Annotated in this window: 1 protein-coding gene; it reads right to left on the reverse strand. The window is 71.7% G+C overall.

Annotated features, from left to right (window positions below; translation table 11 throughout):
* Window positions 1-258, reverse strand: a 258-nt coding sequence (locus tag IO30_RS41140; protein WP_037895570.1) for a zinc-binding dehydrogenase, incomplete at both ends; no start/stop codon positions are given.

Raw genomic sequence — 258 nt, forward strand, 5'->3', positions numbered from 1 at the left:
CAGCGAGGCGTCGATGAACCCGCCCGCCAGGGCGTTGAGCACGACGTCCACACCCGCACCGTCGGTCGCCTCCAGGAACTTCTCCCGGAACGACAGGTCACGCGAGGACGCGATCAGGCCGTCCTCCACACCGAGACCCCGCACCGCGTCCCACTTCGGCTCACTCGCCGTCGCCAGGACCTCGACGCCCCAGTGCCGGGCCAACTGCACCGCAGCCATACCCACGCCACCGGCCGCCGCGTGCACCAGCAGCCGCTC

The sequence above is a fragment of the Streptomyces xanthophaeus genome, assembly GCF_000725805.1.
In the GTDB taxonomy this organism is placed as follows: Bacteria; Actinomycetota; Actinomycetes; order Streptomycetales; family Streptomycetaceae; genus Streptomyces; species Streptomyces xanthophaeus.